The 24,617-nt window shown below is 44.8% G+C and carries 16 protein-coding genes; all 16 read right to left on the minus strand.

Annotated elements, in window-relative coordinates:
* Positions 1-82: 82 nt before the first annotated feature.
* Entirely contained in the window at positions 83-649 is a 567-nt protein-coding gene (locus NST38_RS27590; RefSeq protein ID WP_076254034.1) for a hypothetical protein, read from the minus strand.
* Between the two features lie 134 nt (positions 650-783).
* Positions 784-3,399, minus strand: coding sequence for a hypothetical protein (locus NST38_RS27595; protein ID WP_076254032.1), 2,616 nt, complete (start codon positions 3,397-3,399; stop codon positions 784-786).
* A gap of 315 nt (positions 3,400-3,714) precedes the next feature.
* Positions 3,715-6,711: an S-layer homology domain-containing protein gene (locus NST38_RS27600; RefSeq protein WP_076254030.1), complete on the minus strand. Its 2,997-nt coding sequence runs from the start codon at positions 6,709-6,711 to the stop codon at positions 3,715-3,717.
* 518 nt (positions 6,712-7,229) lie between these two features.
* The gene (locus tag NST38_RS27605; protein WP_036612519.1) at positions 7,230-7,571 is read right to left on the minus strand and encodes a hypothetical protein; all 342 of its coding nucleotides are present in this window, start codon (positions 7,569-7,571) and stop codon (positions 7,230-7,232) included.
* A gap of 206 nt (positions 7,572-7,777) precedes the next feature.
* Positions 7,778-11,761 (minus strand): S-layer homology domain-containing protein, encoded by a 3,984-nt coding sequence (locus NST38_RS27610; protein ID WP_076254028.1) that lies wholly within the window; start codon positions 11,759-11,761, stop codon positions 7,778-7,780.
* A gap of 164 nt (positions 11,762-11,925) precedes the next feature.
* Positions 11,926-13,053 carry a glycosyltransferase family 4 protein gene (locus NST38_RS27615; protein ID WP_036667762.1) on the minus strand — a complete coding sequence of 376 codons (1,128 nt, stop codon included), beginning with the start codon at positions 13,051-13,053 and terminating at the stop codon, positions 11,926-11,928.
* Between the two features lie 417 nt (positions 13,054-13,470).
* On the minus strand, positions 13,471-14,232 hold the full coding sequence (locus NST38_RS27620) for a WecB/TagA/CpsF family glycosyltransferase (protein ID WP_076254027.1): 762 nt from the start codon (positions 14,230-14,232) through the stop codon (positions 13,471-13,473).
* A gap of 7 nt (positions 14,233-14,239) precedes the next feature.
* Positions 14,240-15,421 carry a polysaccharide pyruvyl transferase CsaB gene (csaB, locus tag NST38_RS27625; RefSeq protein WP_076254025.1) on the minus strand — a complete coding sequence of 394 codons (1,182 nt, stop codon included), beginning with the start codon at positions 15,419-15,421 and terminating at the stop codon, positions 14,240-14,242.
* Positions 15,397-17,418 carry a DUF5693 family protein gene (locus NST38_RS27630; protein WP_076254023.1) on the minus strand — a complete coding sequence of 674 codons (2,022 nt, stop codon included), beginning with the start codon at positions 17,416-17,418 and terminating at the stop codon, positions 15,397-15,399. Before NST38_RS27630 ends, csaB begins: the two co-directional genes overlap by 25 nt.
* 217 nt (positions 17,419-17,635) lie before the next feature.
* Positions 17,636-19,357: a phospho-sugar mutase gene (locus NST38_RS27635; RefSeq protein WP_076254022.1), complete on the minus strand. Its 1,722-nt coding sequence runs from the start codon at positions 19,355-19,357 to the stop codon at positions 17,636-17,638.
* Positions 19,358-19,469: 112 nt separating this feature from the next.
* Positions 19,470-19,901: a 3-hydroxyacyl-ACP dehydratase FabZ gene (fabZ, locus tag NST38_RS27640; RefSeq protein WP_036613058.1), complete on the minus strand. Its 432-nt coding sequence runs from the start codon at positions 19,899-19,901 to the stop codon at positions 19,470-19,472.
* Positions 19,902-20,389: 488 nt separating this feature from the next.
* On the minus strand, positions 20,390-20,611 hold the full coding sequence (locus tag NST38_RS27645) for a DNA-directed RNA polymerase subunit beta (protein ID WP_047840694.1): 222 nt from the start codon (positions 20,609-20,611) through the stop codon (positions 20,390-20,392).
* Between the two features lie 12 nt (positions 20,612-20,623).
* Positions 20,624-21,463 (minus strand): flagellar hook-basal body protein, encoded by an 840-nt coding sequence (locus tag NST38_RS27650; RefSeq protein WP_047840695.1) that lies wholly within the window; start codon positions 21,461-21,463, stop codon positions 20,624-20,626.
* A gap of 645 nt (positions 21,464-22,108) precedes the next feature.
* On the minus strand, positions 22,109-22,993 hold the full coding sequence (locus tag NST38_RS27655) for a flagellar hook-basal body protein (RefSeq protein ID WP_076254020.1): 885 nt from the start codon (positions 22,991-22,993) through the stop codon (positions 22,109-22,111).
* Positions 22,994-23,095: 102 nt separating this feature from the next.
* Complete coding sequence (locus NST38_RS27660; RefSeq protein ID WP_036612542.1) at positions 23,096-24,094, minus strand: rod shape-determining protein; 999 nt, start codon at positions 24,092-24,094, stop codon at positions 23,096-23,098.
* A 219-nt stretch (positions 24,095-24,313) separates the two neighbouring features.
* Positions 24,314-24,601 carry a sporulation transcriptional regulator SpoIIID gene (gene spoIIID, locus NST38_RS27665; RefSeq protein WP_024632710.1) on the minus strand — a complete coding sequence of 96 codons (288 nt, stop codon included), beginning with the start codon at positions 24,599-24,601 and terminating at the stop codon, positions 24,314-24,316.
* Between the last annotated feature and the right edge of the window lie 16 nt (positions 24,602-24,617).

Raw genomic sequence — 24,617 nt, forward strand, 5'->3', positions numbered from 1 at the left:
CGTATTAATGTTTGTTAGAAATGGGTAATCTGAGCAAATGAAAAGTAAGACTAATGAATAATTCCTTTAACAGCTACAAATCCTATTTCAAAGTATATCCACCACGAACCATTACAGTTAGGCTATATTTGTTTCCTTCCAATACCGTGATCCCCCGTCCATCCCTTGGAAAAGAGAGCAGGTGATTGGTCGGCGCTGCCTGTCCATTCGTCAGATCAATCCCGTCCGTCAGATCAGCTACACCATTCGTACCTTCACTGACGATCACAGCTTTGCCGCTACGTACAATGAACTCCGCGCCGGACTTTCCGATCAGCTGTTGACCCGGCTTTACGGTTACGATCTCAACGGCTTCAGAAGCGCCCGAGACCAGTGGAGGAAGGGATGTGTCTCCACCTGTGCTACCGGAGTCCCCGGTTCCTGTAGAGCCAGTGTTGTTACCAGATGTGTTGCCTGAACCCGTGCTAGCACCTCCACCCAATGCTTTTTGAATCTGCTGGTCTACATAACTCTTCGTTACAACCGGATCGTCTGCTGTTCCTGGCTGGCTTGTACCTGCACCGATGGCTGTATTGCTGTATACCGACCCAACCCACACGCCAACACCAATCGCGAGCGCTGCAAGGGATACTTTCATATAAGGTTTCATGTGAATCATTTTCCTCCTCTGGTAATCTATTAACTTTAACTATAGAGAAAAAGTAGGGATGCGACAAGCAAAACCTCGTTTCCGTTGGGTGGAAACGAGGTTTTATGGATAATTATAGTGCTGCCTGTTTTTTATTAAAACCCATCCGATGGGAACGTAGGGAACTCCGGTTCTTCTTTTGGAAGCTTAGAAATGTCGTATCCATAACTTTGCTCTGCAAGACGGATACGTTGTCCTTGAAATTGATCATATACTGTCAAACGATACGAACCACCACGTAATTTTTCGAAGAAGCTGTCTTCTACACTCCAGCTCAGCGTCTGGTTGGTTCCCACTTTCAGATCGGTTCCCAAAGTCAGTTCTTTCTCATATGTTTTTCCTGCTTGATCGGTCAGCGTGAGGATTAATTTGTGTTCGTTCTCCCCCATCTCGATCTCTTCATTGCGAGTCAAGCTATAGTTCACCTCTACTTGTACGGATGAACTACCTGCCAGATATGCTCTCACACTGTTAGCAGTCCAAGAGTACGGATAGAGATCAATATTGCTTAGCGAGCCTTGAATACTAATGGAGGTTGGCGGTACTTCGAATGCCAAAGCATTCACATAAGCAGTCGCTTCCCCTTCACCGGTTACAAACTTGCTGTCTGCAATGCCTTCACCCACTATTAGGCGCAGGTCTGAGAAGGTAACGGACTTCGGAATCTTAGCCCAGAACGTAACAATTGACTTCTGACCCGGCCCAGGCAGACGCTCTGCTTGTTTCGCAGTTGCTCTGTAATACTGGCCATCCGATGTTTTGAAGTATCCTACCAGTTTACCGAGACCACTTTGACGCAATGATTTGTTCGTCATTTCGAATTCGGTATATACGATGTCCGATGATGTTCCCGGATAACGAATCGTTCTCCGCACACCCATTTCCGTCTCTTTATCAGCAGTACCCGAAGTGTATGTCTTGCCGCTTCCAACATAAGATAAGGGTGGAATTAATCCGGACGTATTTAACGTGATCCACTCATTCGTCTCTTCTTCACTAACTTTCTCGTTAAGACTTAGTTCCAGACGAGATATACGTAATTCGGAAGGAATCTTGGTCAACAGGTAAGCCTCTGTTGTCATGCCGGCTCCAAGTAGCTTTCCACTTTGTGTGTAGATTAGCTTCTTGTCTCCTTCAATCTCAGCAGAATCAATCATAAACATCGCTTCAAGCTCAGGAAGTTGAACTGTTTTGTTACCCGCATTACGAATGGTCACTTTTGCGGCAATAATATCACTATCAAGCCACGGCAACCGCTGTAACGATCCAAAAGACACACCAAATGTACCTTTGTTATTCTTAACGACAGTTTCGGTCGTCAACCCATCTCCACTGGATACCGATTCAGGAATAGCATAGACACCCACAGGATAAGAGAAAACAAATCCATTCGTTGGAGCAGAAGTTGTCGATTCTGTGCTTTCATTTTTGTCTACAGGACTCATTACATACAGCTTGATTTTGCTTGTATCACCATCACCCTGAAGGGTTACACTTAGCTTAATTGTCTTGATATCGCCGGGGTTCAACTTCAATGTATCCAATGCTTTGGTTTCGATCGGATATACTGTTCCGTCTGTATTACGTACCTCGAAGGTATATGTCGGCACCTTAATGGCTTTTTTGCCTTCATTCTTGAGTTTCATTTGAAGGTTAAGATTGTACTCACCATCATCAATTCGAACTTTGGCAGATTCAATCAATGTGGACAGTCGTTGTCCTTCAACTGAAATAATGTTTGGCTGATTAGCAGCGACTTCTACATTCGTTTTGCTAGCCTCTGGCAATTGCAATGCAGCAACAGGCAGAACACTTTTCTCTTCACCCTGTTCCTCTACCAGCAATAGCTCAGACTTTTGCAGCTTCACTGACGTAGGAAGAGATGCCATCAGACTGAGGGCCTTATTAGCTTGAGCCTGTATACTGACACTCGTACTGTCTTTATCCGGAGTTAACGGATAGTTGGTACCACTTGGTGTACGTAAGATCCATTTGATATTCGGATTTTCAAGCAATTTATAACTGATATTGTTTAAATTCACGCCAATTTTCACATACTGATTCTTATCTTCACCTGGAAACACTTTAATTCCAGATACTTTCACCTTCACCGCAGAGTCGCTTAGACGAACCGTCTTCGGCTTACCTACAGGTGTGGTAATACTATAGGATGCGGGCACGTTAAACTTACCCAGCGTACGTTCATAGTTAGCTTGACTGAAATCCCATTTCACGATGAGGAAGTTCAGATCACTGAGTTTCACCTCGCGACCCACTTTCATGACATAGGTCAACTCAACTGTTGATCCAGGGGCGACCGTTTTCTTTTCCTGATCCTTCGCAATCAGTTTAGGTGAGAACGATGTTCCACCCTTGGTTTTCACCTTGCTCCAGTAATCGAGCATCATCATTGGGGTGCTGTCATTGTTCTTATAAGACAATGTATACGTAACCACATTGCCATCATCCTGTGCCAAGATATTTACATCTGTTAATCTTACGGAACTTCGCGCTGTCACTTTAACAGCCGATAGGTTACCGAGTGTATGTACAACCTTTTTCGTGGTTGATGCCGTTTTCTTCGATGTGCTGCTATTTGAACTGGTGGCAGACTTTTTATTGATTGTGCTCGCTGCCATGGCAATGCCAGCCGTTGAACTAATCAACATCGCACTCGCGAGCAAGCTCACAAACATTTTCTTTTGATTCACTTCCAAACCTCCCATAAGTTGCTTGTTACATTATAGTATAAACGTTCGAGAAGGGTAGAAAGTTACGATGTTGTTGTGTATTAACAATTTAAAAATTCTCTAAGTTAAATAAAATTGAGTAGCCTATCTCTCACACCTTGTACGTACATTCGGTATACGGCGGTTCAACCATTTGAGCGCAATCGACAGTACCTCAAGCGGGTGTTTTTCTACTGTTAAACTATTTCGAACTAACCGCCAAGTTTTTACGCTTGCCGGGCGAAAAAAAAAGCAGCCTTGCATCTATAAAGATGCAAGGCTGCTTCAGAAAAAATATTAATTAGTCAACTGTTTTCCGAAAGAAAACTCATCCAGCGCATTACCTTTTGCATCAGTAATAGCTTTTGCTGCTTTATTTTTAGAACCATCGAATTTCACAGTTGTAACTTTACCATTTGTGTCACCAACTACATTTGCAGTAATAGTGATAGTTCTGTTGTCAGTACCACCAATAGAAGCACCTGTGATTGTTGTTGTCACGCCACTACCTGCATCAATGTCGAAGAGTCCTTGGATGTAAGCAGAACCATAGTTGCCATCTTGAGTAAGAGCCTCAGAAGCATAAACAGTTACTGTAACAGTGTTATTATCTCTAACAATGTTGTTCAGAGTTACTGTTGGAGCAATACCATCTAGTACAGTTGCAGTGAATGCTTGAAGCTTGTTACCGAAGCTATCTTGAGTGCTTGGGTTAGTAGCTTTCAAAGTATAACCGTTAACATCATTAGAGATTGTGTTATCAGCAAACTTCAGAACTACAGTTTTGTTGGAATCAGCCAACGTGTAGCTTGTTGGACGAACGCCATTCAGATCGAAGTCTCCCAAGTTAACATTCGACAACGCTGTGTTGAATTTAACTTTAACTTCGTTACGGCTTGTAGCATATACATCGTTAGTTGTCGCAAGTACTTCGGAAGAACCTACGTTAGATCCTACAGTGTAGTTACCACTGTTGAAGTATTTACCTTCGGAATCTTTAATGTAGCTTGCGGAAACTTTAGCTTTAGCCCAGTCAGTGATCGCAATGTTATTTGTAACAGCGATTCTAACAGTGTTTGTAGAAATCAATGTGATGTCATTGTTTTCTTTAGCGATTTGATATGGAGTTCCAATAGGAGCACCAGTGTTATCAACGTTTGTTACCATATATTTAGCTGCATCCAGAGCATTACCGTCACCGGAAGTAGCCAAAGTTTTGTTGAATTGAACATATACATAACGAACACCATTAGTCACGTCAGACCATACACGTGTTACACTACCGTTTTGAGCTGTGTTAGCGTTCAATGTAGCAGTATAAGGCAACAATACATTTCCGATTGTTGCAGTGTCAATAACACCAGATACTGTCAATGTATAAGTTGCATCAGATTTCAAGCTGCTTCCCAGGTTAACAGTAACAGTTTTATTGTTGCTGTTATAACTTGGTTTGATAACTGGGTATCCTTTAGAAGTCAATCCAGATACAGTTACAACTTTACCTTCTGCATCTTTCAGAACGTAGTTCTCTGGGTTTTCTGCGGAATCCAATTTCAGTGATTTGCTGAATTGAACTTCAGCAATGTAGTTACCATTTTCCATTTTGAACTTAGTATCTACAACTGTTGGACGAACTGTGTCCAATGTTGGAGTTACTTTAGTGTCAACGGAAGCAGAGTTGTTGCTATAGTCGGACACTGCAGTCAAGTAAACTGTGTTTTCCGATACATTCAACGGATTGTTGAATGTCAACGTAACTTTATTATCGTTGATTTCAATGGTTTGAGCAGTATTGCCAGTAGTGTTAGCATACGCACTTGCTACACTTTTCACAGTTTCGTCGAACTCAACAGTTACTTCTTTCAGGTCATTGGATTTAACACCAACAACTTTAGGAGCAGCTGTATCTTCAGTTGCTGTGAATTTGCTTTCTACTGGAACGATGGACAGACCAGAGTAGTCTTGTACGCCGCTCACACGCAATGTGTGTTCACCAGCAGTCAAATCTGTAGTTACAATTGCAGTGTTAGGATAAACGTATTTTACTGAAGCAGCAATCACGTTGTTATCTACACGGAAAGAAGTAGCGTTCACAGATTCTGGTTTAACTGGCTCGCTGAATACTACTTTGAAAGCTTTTGTTCCCAGAGCTTTAACTTCTTTTACTTCTGGAACTGCAACATCAAGTGGAGTAAACTCTACTTTTTGTGTGAATGTTTTAGTTGCATCAGCATTTTTAACGTTGTTGATTTGAAGACTAGTGGATCTTTGGTTAGTCAAAGAAGTGTTACCTTCAGATACCAACAAAGTTACAGTAGTTTTGTCATCAGACAATGTAGCGCTTTTGAAAGTCAGACCATTAACAACATAGTTGTTTTGGTTTTCAGCAGACATTTGATCTACAGTACCATCAAATTTAACTGTGATTTCTTTCAGGTTTGTAGCAGATACGGAAGATACCGCTTGAGCTACTGTAGTTACATAAGTAACTTTTTCAGTGAACTCTTTATCTTTGTAAGTAAATTTCACTTCAGTTTCTTTGTTAGCTTCGAGAGCTTTATCCAAAGTTACTTTTACTGTTTCGCCGTCGCTGATTTTGAACTCAACAACTTTACCGGCTTCAGTTACAGTGTAAGAAGATACTTTCAAGCTTTGAGCTTGATCGATTGCGAAAGCTGCACCTACCAACAATTCGCGGGAAGCGTTAGCTGTGAAGTTAGTGTTTGCATCAACCAAACCAGCATTGATTGCTGCTTGAACATAACCTTTAGCCCAAGCTGGAGCAGTGTTGTTTGTTTCAGTTGGGATTTCAAGATCCAATGCACGAGTCAGGATTGTAGCCATCTCGGACACAGTCACTTTACCGTTGAAGTCGAAGATTTTCTTCTCAACGTTTTTACCTTCCATGATACCCGCAGCAGTTACTGCTTCGATGTAAGGTACAGCCCAGTTTTTAGCTGTGTAGTTTTTGTCAGTGTAAGAAAGAGTTCCAGTGATCTCTTTCAGACCCAGCAATTTAGTGATAACTTTTGCAAACTCAGCGCGAGTCATGTCTTTGTCAAGACCTGCTGTACCATCCGGATAACCGTTGAAGATACCTTTTGCTTTCAATGCATCAAACTGTTGTTGCGGGGAAACTGCTGTGTCACCGAATGCTACAGATGCAAACATTGAGAATGCCATTGCTGTAGACAATGCTACGGATAAAATTTTCTTCATAACCTTTTTTTCTCCTCCTTGGGCGTTCATAACATTTGAATTTTCTTTTTTAATAGGGTCGCTCGTATTCCTCATATATTGTTGCACCCCCTTTCCAGAGTTGTGAGCAAGTTAATATAAATGATGTCTGTGAGCATATCACAGAAACTTGTAAACTAGTTTGTAAAGCAGAATCACACGTAAATAGAGTAGTTTCCTAATCCTACCTTACGTATTATACAATGGGTCTCTCGTGTCGTAAAGCAATTTTTTCTAAAAAATAGACAAGATTCTTCACGAGGTCATTCTTGGTAACAGGCCCAATGTTTTCGACTCTACACTTTAAACGCAGTAGATTTCAAAAAGTTGCGGATTGCACAAAAAAAGTTTTGGTTTTTTTTATGTATAGGTACAGTGCGGGTATCGAAGCCATTCAAAACCTTTTCAAACCGTTGATACAGCAGTGAATCTGGAATTGTGATCTCTGGTTTGTCTGTGCTACCAACGTTTATTTATACCCGCAACTTCAACCTATGAAGCGACAAAATTCACAAAAAATAAAATAAAAAAGCACCCCTATTGGGATGCTTTTCCTGCAGTTCTGGAAATATAAGTTATTTAATCTTCATCGCGAGTTCAATAATTTGGGCACGCATATTTGGATCGCTGTTCAATCTCAGATACATATCGTCAATTGGTTGTCTGTTCTCACGGTACGTTTTCTCATGCTTCATCGTTGTATGAGACCATTCAATCAACTCATTCTCAGCCAGCACCAGATTGTTATACGCATCATGGAAGCCAGTAGACTGTACAAGCCCTTCCATAACTTCCTGAGAGATTTCCTGAGTCTTACGTGTATCTTCCAACTTTTTCTCCAGAATGACTGCCTGCTTCTCAAACTGTGTCTTTGCCTTCATGTAGCCCAGCTGGGCTTTTGAATAAATCGGTTTCATTAGCTAACTTCACCCTCTAGATCATTGTGTATTTACCGTTATTGTATCTTATACTCTAGCAAATTACAAAAATAGTTATTGGTAAAAATTCTGTTTCTTCTATTATAAAAGTACTCTATGTCAATTCATTGACAGCCATGAAAAGGACCTGCCCCTTTAGAGTAAGGGACAGGTCCTTCCTAAATTGCATTAATGTATCAAACGAATTAACTCAAGGTTTTAGGAAATAATCCTGTGCTCTTTTTGAGCAATTCCACAGCAATCTTCGCTGCTTCTGCGCGAGTCATGTTACCTTTTGGATTGAATTGGTATTGTGGTTTGGTTGATCCTGCTACAGTCACTGGACTACCGTCCATGATCTTAGCCTTTGTTACAGCTTGTACAGCTGGACGAGCATAATACTCAATTGAAGATGAATCCAGGAACGACTTGCCTAGTGCTGAAGACAACTTGCTATCATTGGCTGCAAGTTTGGCGTTCATCGCACGCGCAATCATAACGGCTGCATCTTCTCTGGATATTGGCAATTGCGGCTGGAAGAATCCATCGCTACGTCCCGTTATAATCCCTACACGTGCTGCTGTCTCAATGGCTTCATAACTCCAGATCTCAGCTCCAGTACCTTTTCCTACATCACTGAATGTTTGCTGCGTCGGAGTAGTAATTGGAATATCCATACCTTTAACCAACAATGTTGCGAACTCCCCACGTGTTACTCGGTCATCTGCACCAAACGAATTACTCTTCAATGGTTTCATCAGACCTTTGGCATACATCGCATTAAGATAGTTTCTTGCCCATGGATGGTTCGTAATATCCGCGTAACTTCTGCTTTGTTTCATTACTTTATAATATCCGAACTCATCAAATGGCACTGTGATCGTATGTTTCTTCGTATCTACTTTACCACCAATCGGTACCCAGGTACCCGCCTGCGTTTTGTCCGAAAGACGGAATACGGTGATTGTTGAACCCACATCATCTACAATTGACGGATCGTAGTTCAAGATTAACGATCCACGATTGGATGGAGTAAGGATACGTTCAGCGGCAAACGTAGTGAAAATTCCGTCCATACTGTATGGTGTGACTCCGTCTGTAGCTGACTTATAACTGCTATCATTTCTATTACCTTGTTCTCCAATACCTCCACTGATCCAATAAATATCGGAAATCAACGCAAAGTCACTTGTATCCAATGCAGATGAGAAATTACCCGAAACGGAGAGAGGAATTTCAATCTTCGGCTTATATTCGCCTCCAACTTCAGTATCATACCCGTAATCATTTATCTTTTCTACAATTCCTTTTCTCGGTTCTGCAATTCCAAACAACACTTTGTTAGTTGGATAGAATTTTGTAATACCTATTGAATTTTGGGATTGCAAAACTGTTCCTTTCGGGAAAGAAAGCTGTAAGTTTTTATTAAAAGCTGTATATTTGTTAGCTACTTTAGGAGCCATATACTGTGAATTCGTTGTCACTGCACTAGTGTAGTACACAGATACTGTATCACTAATTGTTCCACCAGCACGAGTGATCTCAATCTTGATTTTATTATCCTTATCAGGCTTCAATCCCACATAATCAAGCACAAAACGATTATTGTAATCCGTACGCTTCTCAGCAGGTTCTTTGCCAACCAGAACTTGAGTTGCACCCTCTGCTTCGATATCAAATCGTACATAGTTCTTATTAACAACAATCTGATCACCCACCGTTGGCTGAGGAGCCAGAATTCGGTATGGAGCAGGCTCACGTACAACCTCAATTCGTTGTGTAGAACGAGCGCCTGTACTATTAATCAACTCAAGCGTATACACTTGGGTTCCCGGCGCATCGAACTTCAGACCACGAATCCGTCCGATGAATGAATCTTCATTACCAGCAAAGTCAGAGCCGGTTATATCTCCAACTGTTGCACCGTTATCTGTACTTTCCAACACCTCTGTATTATTAACAGTTTTACTGAAAATCACTTTTGAACCGAAACTCAAGTTGATATTTTGCGCTCCACTTCCTCGGAACACGAGATCGAACTCTTTCTCACTTGTTACATACTTACCGTCTTTGAGAATAAAGTCAGGAGTCACGGCAAAAATTCTACTTAATTTCTCTTCCGTGTAGTTCGCGACTGTTTTATTATCAAATAATTCTCTACTTGTAGGGATACGTGTTGGCATAAAAGAAGCAATGGTTGAGTTATACGAATCCACTACATTAATTTTCAGAACCGATGTTATCGTTTTCGGTCTTCCACCCGCATCGTCAACAATAGCTCGAATATCAATGGTGTTCTCTCCGTAATAAATCGGACCATTTTTTTTGATTGGCAGACTGAATTTGAATTTTTGTGTTTTCGGGAATGCAATGACCGGAGCTGTTGTAGACCCTGTGTTGTTCAAATCAGTAGCATTCACTAAACTTGTTACCGTTGTTGCAGTCAACTGACCATTAACAAGCATCTCTGCCTTCAAGTCAGTCAGGTCTTTGAAACCTAACAATTCACCCTCTACATTCAGGTATTGCGTTCCTTTGGATGAATCAAACGTATACGTTTCTCCTGTCTGGATACTTCCTACGTAGATTGAGCTAATCGTCGCATAGGTAACCTCAACTACCTTAGCCAGATCTGGTTCAGGATTATCACTGAATGAGAAACGAAGTTGCTGTTTACCACTTGCAAGGCTGGTAATCTCATATATCTGCTCGTTATCCTTTAGACCTGTTGCACCAAGATATTGTTTTAGTTCAACCGGTTTAAGTCCTGATGGTAAGTAAACACCTTTAAGTGTTGGAACTGGTAACTTGTCAAGAGAGCTTCCTGACTCTACAAGGATATATAGTTTATCATCTTGCAATGTTGCGCCATTCAGTGGTCTCTTAGAGTCAACTGCTCCTCCCTTATAGTTAGGCAGGTAATATAGGTTCGTAATATCTTGTGCACCTGATGAATACACGTAACTAGCTGTATATTCCGCACTGAACGCACCTTGGGCTATTTTCACTACAAGTGTCTGATCCTTGGCAGCCTTCGTACTGTCAGTGCTACTAGGAGTTAGATCAAACTCCTCAGTGGATGTAAAGCTTACCATTCGATACTTGACAGATTTTCCATCTGGGCCTGTGATCAACTTTTCATCTTGGGCCTGTACTATAATACTGTAACTTTTACCTTGGACGGTTACAGTACCCTCATCTGCGAATTTGCCACTACCCTCCACATAAGGAACCAGAATCTGACCAGCTAATGTCCCTTTTGTTTTATCTGGGTCCGTGAAAGTTGCCAAATCCGTTTTACTCACTACAGATTTAGTCTCATTTCCAATCGTTACTTTGAGATCTACGAAAGGTTTTGTTTTATCAAAATAATAAACAACACGTTCCGTTTCAATCCCATTAGGCTGACCTTCAATGTTGAACTTCAGAATATTTTTACCGGGTAATAGCTTTATTTGAGATGCAAAGAAACTACCATCCGTTGTTACAGGGGGGTCCATTGGTTCTCCACCATTGACTGAAATGGAGACCTGAGTTGCATTCTTAACTGTACCCTGGAAATCTACACGCTCTGTATCCACAACGGTCTCGGTACCTTCATTTAGGTTATACGCTACACCGCCACCTGGGATGGTACGGTCTGTATAAAGTATGAAGTTTTCAATATAAGGAGCAGGATCATACATTACATAGAATGAATCAGAACTTTCTACAGAACTATTTCCTTGTGTTCCAATAAACGTTATTCTGTTGAATCCTGAAAATAAGCCTACGTTACTAGCTGTAAAACGGTTACTGCCACTATTCGTGATAGCTGTAGTTACAGTACGTGTTTCATCCGGAACCCATGTACGCAAGTTTCCTTCTTCAACAAGCTTTAACTGCTCAACTTTCACTTTTAGACTCGAACCGTTAACCATTGAAAATGTGCCCGTAATATCAAGGGACGAAGTAGGGCTTTTATACACAAGTTCCCTTGTCAGAAAGTTGGAGTTATCCTTGCCTTGAGTAGAATCATAGACAAGCGAAAGTCTTGAGCTTTCTCGGATTGTTCTATCAGATGGCGTAAAATACGTTGAAAATGCATCTGCAGCCGAAGCAACGGACCCACCGAATAGACCTTGTGGGAACAATGAGAACACCATGGTGACCAACATGATCCAGACCAACGGCCGTTTCTTTTGTTGCATTAAATATCATCTCTCCTCTTTTAAGTCAGTTACCTTTATATATCGGCAAAAGGTACCAATTATTTAGTAAAAATCTCAAAATAAACAAAAAACCTTATCCACAAGGGATAAGGTTGGGTCTGGAATAATATTCAAAAATAGCTGTAACCATTACATTTGTCTATTTATGATTTCGAACGGGTCTCCGGATTCAACTTGACGCGCATGCGCATCAGAAAGTTAATAACCGGTCTTCTCGTTTTGCTAACAAGTCCAATGACTTCTGCTCCCACCTGGAGGAAGAACATCATGATACAGATGACCACAAATGTTACCCAGTTCGCTTCAAACATGGCAGCGGAAGATTGGATAATCGCCAGAACTCCGAAGAATGCGGCAATTCCATAAATGATCAGCACCGTCTGACGGTGACTGAATCCAAGTTCACGTAAGCAGTGATGCAGGTGACCTTTATCCGGTGCGAAAATCGGTTTCCGTTGTACCGCACGACGGATAATCGCGAAGAAGGTATCCGAGAGCGGCACACCGATAATGATCAGCGGTGTAATAAAGGACACGATAGCAATTTGTTTGAATCCCAGCATGGACAGCATTGCCAGAGAGAAACCAAGGAATAGTGATCCGGTATCCCCCATGAAGATCTTGGCAGGGTGGAAGTTGAAGAATAGGAATCCGATAATACTACCCAGCAATACAAGACACATCAAGGCAATCATCATGTTACCCATCAGGAAGGACATCACCGCAATGGTACCAATTGCAATACCAGATACACCGGCTGCCAGACCATCCAGACCATCAATCAGGTTAATCGCATTCGTTACACCAACGATCCAGAAGATCGTCAGCGGAATCGATACCCAAGCTTCGAGTGAAGAGTAGGAATCCTGAAACGGAATGTTAACGAAATCTACCCGGATATTAAATCCAAATACAACGACAGAAGCAGCAACGATCTGACCAAGCAACTTCACTTTGGCCGACAGTTCAAACCGATCATCGAGTGCTCCGATCAGCACGATAATTGTTCCACCAATCAGAAACGCGCTGACAAAACTCATATCCCGAGTCGTGAACCATGCCGATACAAACGGAAGCAATGCAGCAACTGTAATAATAAAGGCCAGGAATATCCCCAGACCACCAAGACGAGGCATGATCCGTGTGTGTACTTTACGTGCATTCGGCGTATCCATTGCGCCAATGCGGACTGCGAACTTTTTGACAAGTGGTGTCAGGGCAAGAGCCAGTCCCATTGACACGATAAATCCAATGATAAAGATCGCTACCATTTGAACATTCGACCCCCAATTATAATACCTGTACGAAATTATAAATCCCCTGATCTCTTTTTATATATAAAAATGTTTTGTTAGTCACTTTTGATGAAAAATGCCATTTGCACCAGAACGGAGAGGGCAGAAATAACCTGTAGAAGCGAAGCGTTCGCCTACAAGCTTTCTGAAAGAAAGCTACATCGTAAGCATATGCTATCGCGGGATTTCAACCTTGCAAAGGTGGATAAAAGAAATCCAGAGATAACAGCGATCAAAAGGTTATTCTGACATCGAAGTGGCCGTATGCAACAACTTCCGTTTTTCAATGGAGTGGCACACATGTAATCCGGAATGAATTATACGCTCATCACACCCGAAAAGCCATCCTCAATTTCTAGCAAAAACACGCATTTATCTCGCAATTACCTGTTTTTAACGGACTTTCGTCACGTTTTCTTTGTCACGCATCACCTTAACAGCGAATTTCGGAAGCGCAAGCATCCGTCCAGCCCGGCTTGGTTCACGCAATAAGCGATAAAACCACTCCAGTCTTAACTTTTGGAACAGGACAGGCGCACGTTTAGTTTTACCCGAAATCACATCAAAGCTTCCGCCAACGCCCATGGTTACGGGAACCTGCAGTGCATCTTTGTGCTTGTGAATCCACGGTTCTTGTGTGTCCGCCCCACGTGCTACAAACAACAGATCAGGTGCCGCTTCCCGAATAGAAGCGATGACCTGTTCATCCTCAGCCGGACCAAAATAACCGTCGCGATAACCCACAATTCGAATCGCCGGATATTGCTGTTGTAACCGAACTGCCGTTTCTTGAATCACCTCAGGGGTGGAACCAAGCAGATATACGCCCCATCGATAGTTTTCTCCAACACGCAGCAATTCATGTAAAAGCTCAAAACCCGGCACTCGCTCAGCTACAGGATCTCCACAATAGTTTGCAGCCCATACGACACCTGTTCCATCAGGAACAATTAATTCCGCAGCTTGCATGACTTCCATAATTGCGGGATTTTCCAATGCGGCCATAACCATAATGGGGTTGGCTGTGATGACCTGATGTGGTGTCTGCTTGGACAGCACAGCTTCCTGGAGAACCTTTACCGTTTCTTTCATCGTCAGTTTGGAAAAAGGAATGCCGTAGATCGAAACGGTAGGTATTGATCCGGTCTGACTCATCTTTATCTCATCCTTTGCGGCCCAAATAGTTAATAATCTGCTGTGCAGGCACTCTGGCTTCCTGCTTCAGTTGGGTGATGCCTTCTTCATGTTCCTTCAACCACTGTGAACGTTGATCCAGCAGTCCAACAACAGTCTTGGCGAGTTTATCTCCATCGAGTGTATCCGTATTTCCTGCTGGTTCACTGTCCAGACGAAGCAGGAATTGATCAATTTTCGGATCATACGAGATACCCACCGGAGGCACATATTGCGAAGCTGCATAGATCAGACTGTGCAGACGCATACCGATGACGAGATCACACTTGCTGACTTCCTCCAGCATAAGCTGAGGGTCGGTCAGATCTTCTGTGATGCTAATCTTGCTGCCTTTGCTGGTCACATCACCGAGCATTTCCATTAGGAAACGTGATGCCTGTTCATCCACTGGCAAATGAAATGGCAGAAAACGCAAGTGCACCGCTCTTTTGGAGCACAGCTTTTTTAATCCGGCGGCAATAGCCGTAAGTTCCTTCCGGTCTGACTCCCAGAAACGTACCGATACGCCGATCACAGGAAGCTTGGTATGTCCTCCAGTTGAAGGCTCCACTCGATTAGCTTGAGTAGCAGCATTTGCTGAGACAGCACCTGCGCCCCTCTCAACTTTTGTTTCAGGTAATGGCAAACCCATTACGGGGTCGGGTACAACATGGATCTGATTCCACTGTAACCCGAGCCCACGCAGGTAGTCTGCAGACTGTTCATCCCGAACGGATACATAGGTGCAGGCCTTAAAGACCGATTTGATCATCGGATTAAAAATTTTACGATTCACAGGGCCAATCCCCTGTGCATAGATAAACGTTGGTTTTTTCAGCCACTGGGCCAGTTTGATTACACCCAGATAATAAGGAATGGATTTCAGTCCAGTTGCATCCTGCAATAGACTTCCTCCGCCACTGATTAACCCGTCGCTCTCCTTGAGCACTTCACGGACTTCCTTCAATTTCATACGATGCACGGAGCGTACACCGTACATTGCGGTTGTTGACTCGGGATCACCCGAGAGAACAATAGGTTCAATCGTTATGTTCGACCTTTGGCTTTCCTCTTCCAGCGCTGTCAAAATCGACTTTAGCACCGCTTCGTCTCCGCTATTGCGGAATCCGTAATACCCCGAGATGACTAACTTTTGAGAAGTGGTGACCATTTTTTCCAACATCCTTCCGCTACTTGCCACACACCCACAGCAATGATACCGAAGATTAAGCCAAGTCCCAATCCCATCACTCCACGAATGAGTGACAATACAGCCGGCGTATGGATATGCGCGAACGTATCCACCATGGACAACTGTCCAATCGCTGCAATAATGAGCACAAAGATGACTTTACGATATTTTAAAGCGGCGAACACGCCAACGATAAACAGCGGGTGTCCCAGCATAAATTCTTTGAATCTCGGACGTACACCGAACGTATCTTCCAGCACTACACGAAGGAACATCTCGAATGGCGTAACCGAACCCGAGTTGCCTGTACGACTCAAATAGTAATATCCAACAACGGCAGCAACAAGTCCCAGTACTACCATTACAACGGTAATCGGTGTACGAAGAATATTCTTAATTTGTTTAATAGAGAACGATCCCGAACCCCGGTAAAACACAATATAGATCGCCACCAGTGCCATAGGTGCAAAGTGCAACAGACTCACGCCGCGGAACTGGTTAATCACCAGACTGTACGTAATACTGTTAAGCAATGCGATGACAAAAGGTACCGCCAGGAATGACAGAATCGAAGTTCTTACATATAACACCAACGTTTGTTTCAAACGACGACCCGCAGATGCGTCGGGTTGACGCTGTTGCTGATAGTTCACTGTACGAACGGCCAGCACCATCGCTATGGTCGGCGCGGCGATTGCCACAAGCAAGGCAATTCCTTGCTCCAGCAGCGTTGGTTTCAAAAGGAACAATCCTGCACTGCCCACCAAAGCGACCACAAATGCGATCAAAGTCAGTAGTGGGATAAAATAAGAAACCATAAGTGCAATCATGGCAATTGCACCAACAAGAGCAACCAGCTTGGCATAACGCTGAATCGAAGAATCCTTAACTGTAAATGCTTCAGCTTGTCCTAACTCGAATCCATGCTTCGCCATGCGTTCTACCGCATGACCCGGCTCACCCAGACTATTGATCAGATTCTCAATTGGATCTGTAATCATAGCCTTTGCTGTATTCCGGCTTGGCGATGCATTCATATAGAGCATACGAATGTTGCGATCCTTGGTTGCCAGAACAAAACGGTCAGCAATCGTATCTACGTCTAGATTGGCATCTCCATCACTAAGCGAGTACAGACGCGTAACGTTGTAATCCGTTTTATAAGCAAGGGTCTGGAATCCAGACTGCGGTTTCTTCAAGTTCTCGATGGCTGCAAGACCAATATTGTGCTTATTCAGCAACTGTGCGAATTGGTCAAGACTTTTCATCTCTTCATTATCATTGTACCCTTTCACAGCATCACCATCAAACAAGATGCGCTTTACGCCATTCTCTTCGAAGAAGGTAAGCAAGCGCTCCATCGATTCCTGGCTGTATGGCACACTGTCCGAGATCCGCGGCAAAATGTAGAACCCTTTATCACGCAGCATCTTCACGGCAACCGGATCGGGCTGCAAAGGCTGCATGTTGGCATTCTCCGGAGGAGTCTGCAATATTAAGCCGCTACGACCTTCATATTCCCATGGTACTACCGGAATCTGCCGATCAGCGAACGTTTGTTCAATAATAGGGGTATACGTCTGTGCGTTTTCCTCCGATGTAAATAACACATACGTGTAATTTGCATTAGAAGGGATCACATCTTTGGTCAGGTTCGCGAGATCCTGGCCGTTATATACCATTAGTCGGCGTGTCTTTCTCAGCTCGTCCAATGTACTTTCGAACACAGCCATCGTTGTTACGCCTGCGTCTTTTAGACGAGTCAATTGTTCATTCATGAAATCTTGCGGATGTGCCTGATACGCTGAGATATCCAGCAGTCCTCGATAGTTAAAGACAAGCTCCACCTTTTTGGCAGAAGATTCTGTCTGCACCCGATCACTGATTACAGGGATGGACGCGACCAGACCGATAATAACGACGAGCCACAACCACTTCCGAGAAGCGTTATTCCAATAAAGCCATTTTTGACGCACTACATGTACCTCCTCAAGTGTTGGAACCAAATGCACGTTCAGCTCAAGTAATTCGTTCATTTAACATTTATACAATAGGTTACAAACAGCTTGTGTCAACAAGCCCTCTTATATGCTAGAACCATCTACACTTTTATTTCAAAGAAAAACCCCTCCGCCAACCAACCTTACGGTGCGGAGAGGCCTTCTCATGTTCTTGCTCATTGTTGCATTCGTATTATTGTGCGTCTACACGCGACATCACTGTAGTCACCAGACGCTCGATCCAGCTTTCCGCATCTTCCAAATTCTCTCCACGCACGGCGAAGTATACTTTGATCTTCGGTTCTGTTCCTGAAGGGCGCAAGCAGAACCATGAACCGTCTGCCAAAATGAACTTCAGTACGTCCGCCTTCGGAAGACCGTCCAGACCAAGGGAGTAGTCCAGTACATCTTGTACAGCAATTCCCGCTACTTCTTGTGGCGGATTGGAACGCCAGTCCGTCATTTTGGCTTGAATCTGAGCCACGCCGTCTTTGCCTTTCAGCGTACGGGACTCCAGCTTCTCCAAGAAATATCCGAATTGGTTGTACAGCTCTTGCAAGACATCATACAGCGTTTTGCCTTGACTCTTATAATACGCAGCTGCTTCAGCAATCAGCATCGAGGCAAGGACAGCATCCTTGTCACGGGCATAGTTACCGGAAAGGTAGCCATAACTCTCTTCATATCCGAACAAGAATGTATGACTGCCTGTTGCTTCGAACTGGTTCATTTTTTCACCAATATATTTGAAGCCTGTCAGTGTGTTCATCACTTCTGCACCGTAATGTTCAGCAATAACAGCACCCATCTCACTTGTTACGATTGTTTTGACAACCGCACCATTGCTTGGCAGTGTACCTGTCTCTTGCAGGCGACTGAGCAGGTAATGTACCATAATGGCACCAGACTGGTTACCGGACAAGACGAAATATTTGCCATCATTGTCTTTCACGACAGCACCCATACGGTCTGCATCCGGATCTGTTCCGATCAGAATGTCAGCGCCTACGGATTCTCCCAGCTTCATTGCAAGCGTAAACGCTTCGCGTTCTTCCGGGTTAGGGGATTTCACGGTAGAGAACTCAGCATCCGGCTGTTCTTGTTCAGCTACAATGTGCACTTGCTCGAATCCGATCTGCTCCAGCACGCGACGTACAGGAATGTTACCTGTTCCGTGAAGCGGTGTGTAAACGATTTTGAAATCATGGCCTATGCCGGATTGGATCAGTTCACGGCTCAGACTACGGCTCGCTACGGTATCCACAAACGCTTGGTCTTGGTCTTCACCCAACCAGATCAGGAGTCCTTGAGCTTCTGCTTCTTCTTGCGTCAGCTTTTTCACGTCAGCAAGGGAAGGCACTTCCTGGATGTACTGAATGACTTTTTCCGCTTCATCCGGTACCAATTGACCGCCCTCATGATTGTAGACTTTATATCCGTTATATTCCGGTGGGTTATGGCTCGCTGTTACAACGATCCCTCCAGTTGCCTTCTGGTGACGCACTGCGAATGACAGCTCAGGAGTTGAACGCAAGGATGGGAACAGCTTGGCTACAATGCCGTTTCCAGCCAGTACAAGCGCAGCATCCAGTGTGAATTCAGGTGAGAAATGACGGGAATCATGAGCAATGACAACAGAAGGTTTGCCTTCTTGGTCACCATGCTGCTCAAGCAAATAACGCGCAAATCCTTGCGTTGCCCGACCTACGGTGTAACGGTTCATCCGGTTACTTCCCGCACCAATGACCCCGCGCAATCCACCTGTACCAAACTCCAGGTTTCTGTAAAAACGTTCCTCCAGCTCTTTCGGCTGATCCTGCAAGTCACGAAGCTCCTGTTTCGTTGCTTCATCAATCGAAGCATCCTCCAACCATTGCTGCAACGTCTCTGCTGCTGCTGTGCTTAACTGTTCCATTCCGATAAAACCCCTTCCGTCTATATAAATTCAGGTGTGCTGAGTTACTTCAACATCTTGCATCATTCGCTCCGTCTACGTTCCTGCATGATGTCAATGCTCACATATGTAATCAGCTTGGGTCAGACAGTGCAAACATGATCTCGCCTTCAGCGACCACTTTGTCGTTCACTCGGGCAGTTGCTTTACCTTTACCAATAGAACCCTTCAGACGTGTAATCTCCACTTCCAGAATCAACGTATCTCCGGGCACAACTTGTCCACGGAATCGGAAGTTGTCCAGTCCCGCCAAAAAGCCGATTTTTCCTTTGTTGCCTTCCAAATTCAGAATGGCTACTGCACCAACCTGAGCCAGCGCTTCTGTAATCAGTACACCCGGCATTACCGGATACTCTGGGAAATGACCAATGAAGAAAGGTTCGTTAATGGTTACGTTTTTCAAACCAACGGCACGTTTGCCATCCTCAATCTCTAGAATCTTGTCCACCAGCAGAAACGGGGGGCGGTGCGGGATGATTTCTTGAATCTGTTTGATATCGAGCACAGTGTAATCTCCTCTCGGGATGTTTATATGAGCGTTCTTAATCATGGATTTTTCATGTGCGCATAGGTGACCGTTACGGTTACGGATCGTTCTTTCGATCGCTGTTGTTTCCTAATGTTTCTGAACTATTTTTCAGATGGATAACATTAGGAAACAAAGGCGAGCGCTTCGCTTCTTTCGAACGATTCCGTTCCCTTCACTGACTTTAGTGCGGACATGGAAAACCTGATTATGATCAAGTCGAAGCTCATATAAAAGGTTTTTAATTTTTAAATTTTGTATGGAAAGCATATTTTCGGTTAACACTAGTTATATCCTTCATGACTGCAGTAGTGAAGGTTAAGATAAGGGGTCTCTCTTCGCGATGACGAATGTCTTTCGCAGGGGAGGCCTCTTTTGTGACGTCAAACGTCATCCATCATTATACTGTTTTCAACGTCAAAAAGAAAACTCCTGCCTGCGCAGGAGTTTTCGCTTAACTCGTTACATTATGGAGCGAATACCAGATTATATACATGTTCCCATGTACTCCATTGCCATACGGAACCGATATCCTGTTTGCCCAGTACCACATATCCAGCTACCATTCCGCCAGCGAGGGCAAGAACAAGCAGGACCGGAACCAGGAACCATCTTGCGATGCGCCATCCACTCTTCTTCTTGACTTCCTTTTTCTCCGGCTTACTGTTCTGCTGCTGTGTTTCTGTCATCACACTCACCTTTTACGCTCTCATATTGTTGGCAAGACCCAACATGGAATCACTTGAAGTTAGCGCCTTTGCCGCCAGCTGATATGTCCGCTGTCCTTGCATAAGCAAAGACATCTCCTGTGTCAGATCCACATTGGATTGCTCCAGAAATCCTGGACGAATCAATGCAGCTGCTTGACGTGTAGCTGCATCAGCGCCAAATACATCATCCTCGGTTAATCCCGCATCCAGTCCAAACAGGTTATCCGCATACTGTACGAGCCCCTCAGGGCGTTCAATGTCTACCACTTGCAGCTGTGCTCCAATGGTTGCATTTGCCGCATTACCGCGTCGGATTAACAGGTTGCCATTTTCATCAAAAGCAACTTTGCTATTATTCGGTGCCGTAATACGATTGCCTTGACGATCCAGGGCAAAGTGGCCTTCGCCATTGACCATCACCATCATATCAGGTGAATTCGGAGTAGGCTTAGGTCTTGTATCAGGTACAAAATGAAATGCACCCTGACGTGTCCACATTTTCTCCCCATTCGCTTCAACTGCAAACATCGCATTTCCTTCAATGGCCAGATCGGTCGGAAGGCCAGTCTCGTTCAAGGGGCCTTGAGACATATCCTTCGTTACATCTGCCAAACGAGCACCAAAACCGAGGTTATATCCCATCGGTGTGGAACGTCCATCCAGTTTGTACTTGTCCGGTTGTTGTTGAACCCGGGTCAGCACATCCTCGAATGCCGCCTGCTTGCTCTTATAGCCTGCCGTATTCACGTTGGCAATATTATCGGAAATGACATCCAGACGCTGCTGTATGGCAGTCATGGAAACCTTGGCACTAATCATGGAATTATTCATTGGTGGTATACCCTCCCTTGTGTCCTGTCCACCCTCCCAAACCCTCCCTAGTAGGGAGGGCCCCAGATGGCGCTGCCCTCTGGACTCCCGAAACAGGCGGATTAGGTAAGTGGGGTACGATCTTGCTAAGTGGCGGTGGTGTATGTGCGCCGCGACTGCCGTGCTATGATTCCCGCCATAGTTTCACATGGCTGAATCATAGCACGGCACGCTCTTTATGCGGCGTGTAGCTCCGCGGGGTCTCTTCCTTGCTTTGCTCCGCAAAGGACTGTCGAGACCATCGCTTCGCTCAGGTACTGCCACGCATTCCTCGCATAGGCTCGGTTGCGTCTAGGCTCTTGCGCTCCGCGGGGTCTCTCCTTGCTTTGCTCCGCAAAGGACTGTCGAGACCGTCGCTGCGCTCAGGTACTGCTACGCATTCCTAGCTTAGGCTCGGATGCGTTTAGGTTCTAGCGCTCCGCGTGGTCTCTTCCTTGCTTTGCTTCGCAAAGGGCTGTCGAGACCGTCGCTGCGCTCAGGTATTGCCACGCGTTCCTCGCGTAGGCTCGGATGCGTCTAGGCTCTTGCGCTTCGCGTGAGCCTCTCTGCTTTGCTGCGCAAAGGGCGTTTGGCTCTCCGCTGCGCGGTTATATTTAAACGTCGGCGTTATACACGCCCGACTTCATTGACGGCTTTATCCAGACTGCGGTCGTAGAATTGTACGACCTTCTGGTTGGCTTCATACGCCCGGAATGCAGCGTTCATATCAACCGTTGCCTGTGAGGCATCAACATTGGAACCTTCCAGGTATCCTTGACGGATCTGCACATTATCACCGGCAGCCATCATCCGGGACGTTGCCCCGTTTGCATCGCTGAGACTGAAATTGCCATTACCTTGACGAACCAGTTGATTCGGCTGGTCAATGACACTAATGCCAAGAGTAACCCCTGTTGGTGCACCCGTTGCTGCATTCACCAAACGGCCTTGCTCATCCACTTTAAATTGCTCCACAGAACCTGTCAACACTACAGGTTGTCCATTATTATCCAACACTTGTGAACCTGTTGAACTCAGCAATTGTCCCGTTCCAGTGATCTCGAAGTGACCATCGCGTGTATATCCGGTGTTACCTTCTGCATCTTGAACTGTAAAATACGCCTGAGGCTGGTAAGTCACCGTGCCGTCGGCCCGTACAAATTTGCCTGATGCGTCAAACGGGACAGGTTGTCCAGTCTGCGGATCATTGACAGTCATATTGGATGAAATGGAAAAATCGTTTTTCTGCCCAGTCTCCATAATGGTCCCCTGCAAATTCATGGACAAACTCTCTTCCGCGAACACCCCCGTGTTCAGCTTGCCCAGCCGCTTTGTTGGAAGATTTGCATCTCCGCCTACCAAAGTAATGAGCATTTCCGGGAAGGAACGGCTTACGCTGTTCACCTGTTTATATCCCGTGGTGTTCATATTTACGATATTCTGTGTTGCTGTGTCATGGCGGCGTTGTTGCGTAATCATTCCCGCAGTAGCGGTGTACAGACCTCTTAACATGAATTAACCCCTCTCCTCAAGCGCTTGACCTGCATCACAGGTTGGCTGCTTGTCCGTTCTGCTTTCCGAGCATGGCGAACCTTTGCTATTTATATCGGCAGATTAGAACTTTTTCTTAACCACCTGATCCAAATTATTAAGCATTATGCCTGTCCCCTTCACGACACAGTGCATTGGATCTTCCGCCACCCATACCGGTACATGCAATTCATTGGACAAAAGCTCGTCCAGTCCGTTCAGCAATGCACCTCCGCCAGTCAATACAACACCACGGTCGATAATGTCCGCTGACAATTCAGGCGGTGTACGTTCCAATACCGATTTGGCTGCCACGATGATGGATTGCACGGAATCCCAAAGTGCTTCCTGTACTTCATTTCCCGATATCGTTACGGTAACAGGAAGGCCGGATACCATATCGCGTCCGCGAATGTCCATCTCCGTTTGATGTCCACCCGGATGTACGGTACCAATCGCAATTTTGATGTCTTCAGCGGTCCGTTCACCGATCATGAGCTTGTACTTGGCTTTGATAAACTTGATAATGGCTTCGTCGAACTTGTCCCCTGCGACTTTAATAGAAGAGGCGGTGACCACGTCGCCCATAGAAAGGACTGCAACGTCAGTCGTACCGCCGCCGATATCCACGACCATATTGCCGCTCGGCTGAAAAATATCCATTCCCGCACCGATCGCTGCCGCTTTCGGCTCTTCTTCCAGAAACACTTCTTTGGCACCGCTGCGTTCTGCCGCCTCACGGATGGCCTTCTGCTCCACGGAAGTAATGTTCGTTGGTGCACAAATCAAAATCCGAGGGTGGCTGTACCAGCTTCTTGCACCCACACGATTAATGAAATGTCTGAGCATCGCTTCTGTAATCTCGAAGTCCGCAATAACGCCGTCACGCAGCGGTCTAATGGCAACAATGTTACCTGGAGTACGCCCCACCATACGACGCGCTTCTTCCCCAACAGCAAGGACACGCTTCGTATCTCTTTCAATGGTCACGACGGAAGGTTCATCGAGGACAACCCCACTTCCTTTCACGTGAATAAGCACGTTGGCCGTGCCAAGATCAATACCGATATCCTTGCTAAACATAAAAGAGCCCCCAAAGTGATATTATTTGGTCAGCGTATCCTGTGAAAAAGAGTCCCTTATCACGTCACCGCTCGTTCGACAAAGTGCAACATATATATGTAAAAATCGGGCTGATAAGATGTCATAATTCGATCCTGTACCAGCATTTAACATATCATACTTCAGGGGAGGGATTCAATGCATGTGTGAGCTTTTTGGCCTACGTCTTTGTGAAGATGCTTACGATTTGGCGGAAGCCAACACCTCACGTTTCTTGCCACTCGTTTTTTTGTATTTAATTTTGGTCGCTTCACCGCCCCGCAAATGGCGGATGGACTTGTGATACTCCAAAATGTGTTTCACCTGGTCAGCAAGATCAGGGTTGATTTCCGGCAGACGCTCCGTTAGATCCTTATGCACAGTACTCTTTGACACGCCGAATTCTTTGGCTATGGTACGGACCGTATTCCTCGTCTCAACAATGCAGCGACCAATTTTGATGGTCCGTTCCTTGATGTAATCGTGCACGCTCCCGCCTCCCTAC

The sequence above is a fragment of the Paenibacillus sp. FSL H8-0104 genome (assembly GCF_038050215.1).
GTDB classification, from domain to species: domain Bacteria; phylum Bacillota; class Bacilli; order Paenibacillales; family Paenibacillaceae; genus Paenibacillus; species Paenibacillus amylolyticus.